The following is a 6,083-nucleotide window of genomic DNA, read 5'->3' as shown; positions in this document are numbered from 1 at the left end:
GCGCCCATGGCGGCCCCATGCAAAGGGCCGCCACATGCAGGGCTATCAGCTAGCCTTGGCGGCGCGCTTGCGTTCGTGCGGGTCGAGAAAGCGCTTGCGCATGCGGATCGCCTTGGGCGTGACTTCGACCAGTTCATCGTCGTCGATATAGGCGATCGCTTCTTCAAGGCTCATGCGAACCGGCGTGGTCAGGCGCACGGCTTCGTCGGTGCCCGAGGCGCGCATGTTGGTCAGTTTCTTGCCCTTCAGCGGGTTCACGTCGAGGTCGTTGTCACGGCTGTGTTCGCCGATGATCATGCCCTCATACACCTGCTCTTGCGCGCCGATGAACATCTTGCCGCGGTCTTCCAGGTTCCACAGCGCGAAGGCCACGCTGACACCCGCCTCCATCGACACCAGCACACCCTGACGGCGGCCCTGAATCGGGCCACGGTATGGCGTCCAGCTATGGAAGATGCGGTTGAGCACGCCGTTGCCACGGGTGTCGGTCATGAACTCGCCCTGATAGCCGATCAGGCCGCGCGAAGGCACGTGGGCGATGATCCGGGTTTTGCCGTGGCCGGCGGGGCGCATGTCTACCAACTCGCCCTTGCGGGTCGAGGTCAGCTTGTCGATCACAGCACCCGAATATTCGTCATCGACATCGACGATGACCTCTTCCAGCGGCTCGTGCTTGACCCCGTCGATGTCGCGCAAAATCACCCGTGGACGCGAGATTGAAAGCTCGAAGCCTTCGCGGCGCATGTTTTCGATCAGCACGCCCATCTGCAATTCGCCGCGGCCCGAAACGACGAAGGCGTCGCCCGAGGGCGTGTCTTCAACCTTGATCGCCACGTTCGATTCCGCCTCGCGCAAGAGGCGGTCGCGAATCACTCGGCTTTGCACCTTGCTGCCGTCGCGGCCAGCCAGCGGGCTGTCGTTGATGCCGAAGGTTACGGAAATGGTCGGCGGGTCGATAGGCTGCGCGGGCAGGGCGGTATCGACGGAAAGATCGCAGAGCGTGTCGGCGACGTTGGCCTTGGACATGCCCGCAACGGTCACGATGTCGCCCGCCTCGGCAAGGTCGATTGCGGTTTGCGAAAGGCCGCGGAAGGCAAGGATTTTCGAGACGCGGAATTGCTCCAGCTTCTCGCCGGTGCGCGACAGAGCCTTCAGCGTTTCACCGACCTTCAAGCGGCCCGCTTCAACCCGGCCCGTCAAGATGCGGCCGATGAAGGGGTCAAGCCCCAGCGTGGTTGCCAACATGCGGAAGGGTTCATCACGCTGTGCGATCTGCTTGGGTGCCTCGACATGCGACAGGATCAGATCGAACAATGCCGAAAGATCCTTGCGCGGACCGTCGAGTTCGAGATCCGCCCAACCGCCTATGCCTGAAGCATAAATATGCGGAAAGTCGAGTTGTTCGTCGTTGGCCCCGAGGTTGGCGAAAAGGTCGAACACCTCGTTCAGCGCGCGGTCCGGTTCAGCAGCAGCCTTATCGACCTTGTTCAGCACAACGATCGGCTTGAGCCCCAGCGCCAGCGCCTTGGCGGTAACGAACTTCGTCTGCGGCATCGGCCCTTCGGCGGCATCGACCAACAGGCACACGCCGTCAACCATGCTCAGGATGCGTTCCACCTCGCCGCCGAAATCGGCGTGGCCGGGGGTATCGACGATGTTGATACGCACGCCCTTCCACTCGACCGAAGTGGCCTTGGCCAGAATTGTGATACCGCGCTCGCGCTCGATGTCGTTCGAGTCCATCGCCCGCTCGGTCGTGGCTTGGTTTTCGCGGTAGGTGCCCGACTGTTTCAGAAGCTCGTCGACCAGGGTCGTCTTGCCGTGGTCCACGTGTGCGATGATCGCGATATTGCGAAGGTCCATTTGATCCGCCAATTGCATGCTGCGGCTCGCCGCATAGTCGATACCGGCGCGATTGGCCAGCCTAATGCGTGGTTGAATTAGAAAACAGGTTGATGACGAGAATGCCGCAGATGATCAATGTCAGTCCCAGCACCGCCGCTAGGTCAAGCCGCTGCCCAAACAGAAGCCGGCCCGAAACGGAAATAAGAATGATGCCGATGCCCGACCAGAGCGCATAGGTAATGCCCAGCGGCAGCACGCGCAGCACCAGCGCGAAAAACCAGAAGGCCCCACCAAAGCCCACCAGAACCCCGACCGAAGGCCAGAACCGGGTGAATTGCTGGCTGGCCTGCAAACAGGACGAACCGAAGGTTTCAAGAAGGACCGCGAGGAACAGGTAGGTGTAGGTTGCCAGCATGATCAGGCCGCGATGTAACGGTCGCGCCGGTGGTTGAGGGCAATGACCAAGTTCAACACCAGCGCGCCAAGGAAAGACCAGGCCACAGTCTGCACATCGCGCAGCATGAGGGCTACTGAAAACAGGCAGGCGTCAAAGATAAGTTGCGTCCAACCGGCGCGAAACCCGGTGCGGTCTTGCAGATACAGCGCCACGATTCCGACACCGCCAAGGCTGGCACCGTGGCGGAACAGCGCCAGCAAAGCCGAGCCCGACATGAAACCGATCATCACCGCACCTAGTGCGGGGTGCAGATACGCAAACTCTACCCAATGCGGCATGTAACTTGAAAGCAGCGAAACCAGCCCGACCGCCGCAAAGGTCTTGAGCGTAAAGCGCCAGCCCATGCGCCGATAGCCAAGCCAATAGAAGGGCAGATTGACCGCAAAGAACACCGGCCCAAATCCCCAGCCCGTGGCATAAGAGATCAGGATCGCCAGCCCCGCCGTCTGGCCCGTCACGAAGCCGAGTTGGGTCAGCATGACAATGGCAAAAGCCGCCATGCCGGCACCGTAAACGATGCCTTGCGCGTCCTCGACTGGCGAGTGGTGATGGGGGTCGGTCATGTATGCTATCCGAATAACGCCTTGGGCTTTTCGCCCTGCGGTCTGGTCCGGGATATTTCTGCGGGGATAAAGTTGCAAGGGGTAGCGGCATGGGGGCGCTGTTGCGGCGCGGCCACAACTGTTGCCACGCGTATGTCACAGGCAAATTGGAGGCTTGGCGCAAATGCGCGGTTATGGCATTTGGACCGCCATCCGAAACGCTCAATGAGGGAGGCGTCATATGATTGGTCAATACGCTCTCGCTCTGCGGGTCGGAAGCAGCGCGATCGCTTCACTGCGATATTGCGCGACCCTCTCCCCGCGCGGCTGAGGCAATTGGGGCCAATTCGGCCTCACCCCCACTCTGAAACCCACACCGATTGAACCCCAACACGCCCAAGGCTTGGCCTTTGGCATGAGGTCTTCGGGCAATTTAAAGGAGCCGGCGCGCGCAAGCGTAGTCGGGAATATCATGCTAAATCATAATGGATTTGCCCCAACAGGGGCGGCGGCGGCTGGGCAATTGCGCGGGCTGATCGAAGAACTTGGCGCATGGCGTGTGCTGGCGGCGGCGCTTGCGGCGTTGGTCCGTCGGCAAAAGCGGCCATGCGACAGGCTAGGACTGAACAACTATCTGCGGCGTGACATCGGGCTGCCGCCAAGTGCGGCCCCCCCGGTGGGGCGGGGCCAGTTCTGGTAGAGCTTTCGGCACGGCCCGCGAAACTGGCGGGCCGTGCGCGGAGGCTTATTCCTTGAAGCGGTAGGCGTCGTGGCAATCTTTGCAGGTGCCGCCGACTGGGGCGAAGGCCGCTTTCATCGGCTCCAGCCCATCGCCCGCAACCGGGACGAGTGCCGCGACCGCTGCGGCGAGGCTTTCCAAGCCCTTGTCGATTGCGCCCGCGTCTTCAAATGCCTTCGGCAGGGTCGTGCTGGCTTCGGAAAAGCTGCGATCAGCCCCGGCTTTCCAAAGCGCCGCTTGGTCAAGCTGCACCAAAAGCGCAAGGTTCGCCGCAGCTGCGCTGGCCGCGGCGGCATCGTAGGGCATGTCGCCCTTGTTCATGGCGTTGAGCGGGCCGTAGTACAGCGCAACAAGTTTGAAAAAGGCCTGACGCTGCTCGATGTTCGACAGAAGCGGGTCCTTGCGCTCCTGTGCGTGGGCGCTGCCAAAGGTGACGCTCAGCGCAAGTGCTGCGAGCGTGGCGAGTTTGGTAATTTTCACGGCGAAATCTCCCAGATGCGGAATGTAAGGCGCGCATCATACAAACGTGCGCCCCCGATCCAAGGGCGCCGGATGCGGCATTTTGTCCCTTTGGATGAAAGGGTTACGTCAGCGTTGCAAAGCAAAAGGCCGGGCGCGTCGCAGCGCCCGGCCCCCCAGTATTTATCGTGCGAAAGGCTTAGCCTTTCAGCGCGGTATTGAGGTATTGGTCAACTTTTTCCAGATAGCCGATGGTGCTCAGCCATTTCTGCTCGGGGCCGACCAGCAGTGCGAGGTCTTTGGTCATGAAACCATCTTCGACCGTTTGCACCGTGACACGCTCGAGCGTGGTGGCAAAGCGCATCAGCGCCTCGTTCCCGTCAAGCTTGGCGCGATGCTTCAGGCCGCCGGTCCAAGCATAGATCGAGGCGATCGAGTTGGTCGAAGTTTCCTTGCCCTTTTGATGCTCGCGGAAGTGGCGGGTCACGGTGCCGTGCGCAGCTTCGGCCTCGACGATCTTGCCATCGGGGGTCATCAGCACCGAGGTCATCAGGCCAAGCGAGCCGAAGCCCTGCGCCACGGTATCGGATTGCACGTCGCCATCGTAGTTTTTACACGCCCAGACATAGCCGCCCGACCATTTCATCGCCGAGGCCACCATGTCGTCGATCAGGCGATGCTCGTAGGTGATGCCCTTGGCCTTGAACTTGTCTGCGAACTCTTCGTCATAGACCTTTTGGAACAGGTCTTTGAAGCGGCCGTCATAGGCTTTGAGGATCGTGTTCTTGGTCGAAAGGTAGACCGGCCAGCCTTTCAGCAGGCCATAGTTCATCGACGAACGGGCGAAGTCGATGATCGAGGCGTCGAGGTTGTACATGCCCATCACCACACCAGCGCCGGGCGCGTCATAAACGTCGCGCTCGATCACGGTGCCGTCTTCACCGACGAACTTCAGCGTCAACTTGCCCGCGCCGGGGAAGAGGAAATCGGTAGCCTTGTATTGGTCGCCAAAGGCGTGACGGCCAACGACGATCGGCTGGGTCCAGCCGGGCACAAGGCGCGGGACGTTCTTGCAGATGATCGGTTCGCGAAAAATGACGCCGCCAAGGATGTTGCGGATGGTGCCATTCGGCGATTTCCACATCTGCTTGAGGCCGAACTCTTCGACCCGCGCTTCATCGGGGGTGATGGTCGCGCATTTAACGCCGACGCCGTATTTCTGGATCGCGTGAGCCGAATCGATGGTGATCTGGTCGTTGGTGCGATCACGCTCTTCAATGCCGAGGTCGTAATACTTCAGGTCGATGTCGAGGTAGGGCAGGATCAGCTTCTTCTTGATGAAATCCCAGATGATCCGGGTCATTTCATCGCCGTCGAGTTCGACGACGGGGTTCGCTACCTTGATCTTCGACATAGGGCCCTCATGTGGTTTGGATGCGGTTGGGGGCTCTTAACCCAGCACAAGGGGATTGGGAAGGGTTGTATGCGATTGCATACCGAAAATCTGCCGCCTTGGTCAGATATCGGGGAAGTAGCTGCGCAACTGGCCGCGAACCCATTGCCACAGCGCAGGCGCGCCGCGCGCCACCTTGGTGCCGACGCGGGATTCGAGCTGTTCGGCGGTGACGTTGTATTCAACCCATGTGCCGCCACCGGCGGCAAGGTTGGCCATGACAGGCTGCACGCGGTCGAGCGATTTGGCAAAAAGCGCATCGGGGGTGCTGGCGGCTTCGAACTCGGCCCAAAGTGCCATGAGGTCGTCGCCAATATCAGGCGGCAGCAGGCCAAAAATGCGCTCGGCAGCCCGCGTCTCGGCGGCCTGAACTTCGCTAGAACCGTGGGCGGTGCCATTTGCGGAATGAATCGGAACGTCGCCTACGTCAATCTCGACCAGATCGTGCAGCAAAAGCATCTTGATGACGCGCGCAATATCGACGCCGGGGCCAGCCTGATCGGCCAGCACCAGCGCATAAAGCGCCAGATGCCAGCTATGCTCGCCCGAGTTTTCGCGGCGCGAGCCATCGTTAAGGGTTGTGGCGCG

General features: G+C 60.8%; 7 protein-coding genes. 1 reads left to right on the top strand and 6 read right to left on the bottom strand.

Annotation, left to right across the window (positions count from 1 at the left end):
- Positions 1 to 45 precede the first annotated feature (45 nt).
- From typA to ABY403_RS12445, 3 genes are all read right to left on the bottom strand, one after another.
- A complete protein-coding gene (typA, locus tag ABY403_RS12455) occupies positions 46 to 1,863 on the bottom strand; it encodes a translational GTPase TypA (RefSeq protein ID WP_372841147.1) in 1,818 nt (605 codons plus the stop codon).
- Between the two features lie 61 nt (positions 1,864 to 1,924).
- Positions 1,925 to 2,260 carry a multidrug efflux SMR transporter gene (locus ABY403_RS12450; protein WP_372841146.1) on the bottom strand — a complete coding sequence of 112 codons (336 nt, stop codon included), beginning with the start codon at positions 2,258 to 2,260 and terminating at the stop codon, positions 1,925 to 1,927.
- A gap of 2 nt (positions 2,261 to 2,262) precedes the next feature.
- The gene (locus tag ABY403_RS12445; RefSeq protein WP_372841145.1) at positions 2,263 to 2,865 is read right to left on the bottom strand and encodes a YitT family protein; all 603 of its coding nucleotides are present in this window, start codon (positions 2,863 to 2,865) and stop codon (positions 2,263 to 2,265) included.
- A gap of 451 nt (positions 2,866 to 3,316) precedes the next feature.
- Here ABY403_RS12445 and ABY403_RS12440 point away from each other — a divergent pair, with 451 nt between their 5' ends.
- Complete coding sequence (locus ABY403_RS12440; protein WP_372841144.1) at positions 3,317 to 3,544, top strand: hypothetical protein; 228 nt, start codon at positions 3,317 to 3,319, stop codon at positions 3,542 to 3,544.
- 45 nt (positions 3,545 to 3,589) lie between these two features.
- Here the strand turns inward: ABY403_RS12440 and ABY403_RS12435 are convergent, their stop codons facing one another.
- From ABY403_RS12435 to ABY403_RS12425, 3 genes are all read right to left on the bottom strand, one after another.
- A complete protein-coding gene (locus ABY403_RS12435) occupies positions 3,590 to 4,063 on the bottom strand; it encodes a cytochrome c (RefSeq protein ID WP_372841143.1) in 474 nt (157 codons plus the stop codon).
- A 178-nt stretch (positions 4,064 to 4,241) separates the two neighbouring features.
- Positions 4,242 to 5,456 carry an NADP-dependent isocitrate dehydrogenase gene (locus ABY403_RS12430; RefSeq protein ID WP_372841142.1) on the bottom strand — a complete coding sequence of 405 codons (1,215 nt, stop codon included), beginning with the start codon at positions 5,454 to 5,456 and terminating at the stop codon, positions 4,242 to 4,244.
- Positions 5,457 to 5,558: 102 nt separating this feature from the next.
- The coding region (locus ABY403_RS12425) for an HD domain-containing protein (RefSeq protein ID WP_372841141.1) at positions 5,559 to 6,083 on the bottom strand (525 nt) is incomplete at its 5' end.

It is taken from the genome of Phaeovulum sp., assembly GCF_041596715.1.
Classification (GTDB): domain Bacteria; phylum Pseudomonadota; class Alphaproteobacteria; order Rhodobacterales; family Rhodobacteraceae; genus UBA6213.
This window is presented reverse-complemented; position numbering and strand designations above follow the sequence as displayed.

Bases quoted from the DNA above. Each gene is read 5' to 3' on its own strand.
- typA (WP_372841147.1), bottom strand. From the start codon at position 1,863: ATGGACCTTCGCAATATCGCGATCATCGCACACGTGGACCACGGCAAG.
- ABY403_RS12450 (WP_372841146.1), bottom strand. From the start codon at position 2,260: ATGCTGGCAACCTACACCTACCTGTTCCTCGCGGTCCTTCTTGAAACC.
- ABY403_RS12445 (WP_372841145.1), bottom strand. From the start codon at position 2,865: ATGACCGACCCCCATCACCACTCGCCAGTCGAGGACGCGCAAGGCATC.
- ABY403_RS12440 (WP_372841144.1), top strand. From the start codon at position 3,317: ATGCTAAATCATAATGGATTTGCCCCAACAGGGGCGGCGGCGGCTGGG.
- ABY403_RS12430 (WP_372841142.1), bottom strand. From the start codon at position 5,456: ATGTCGAAGATCAAGGTAGCGAACCCCGTCGTCGAACTCGACGGCGAT.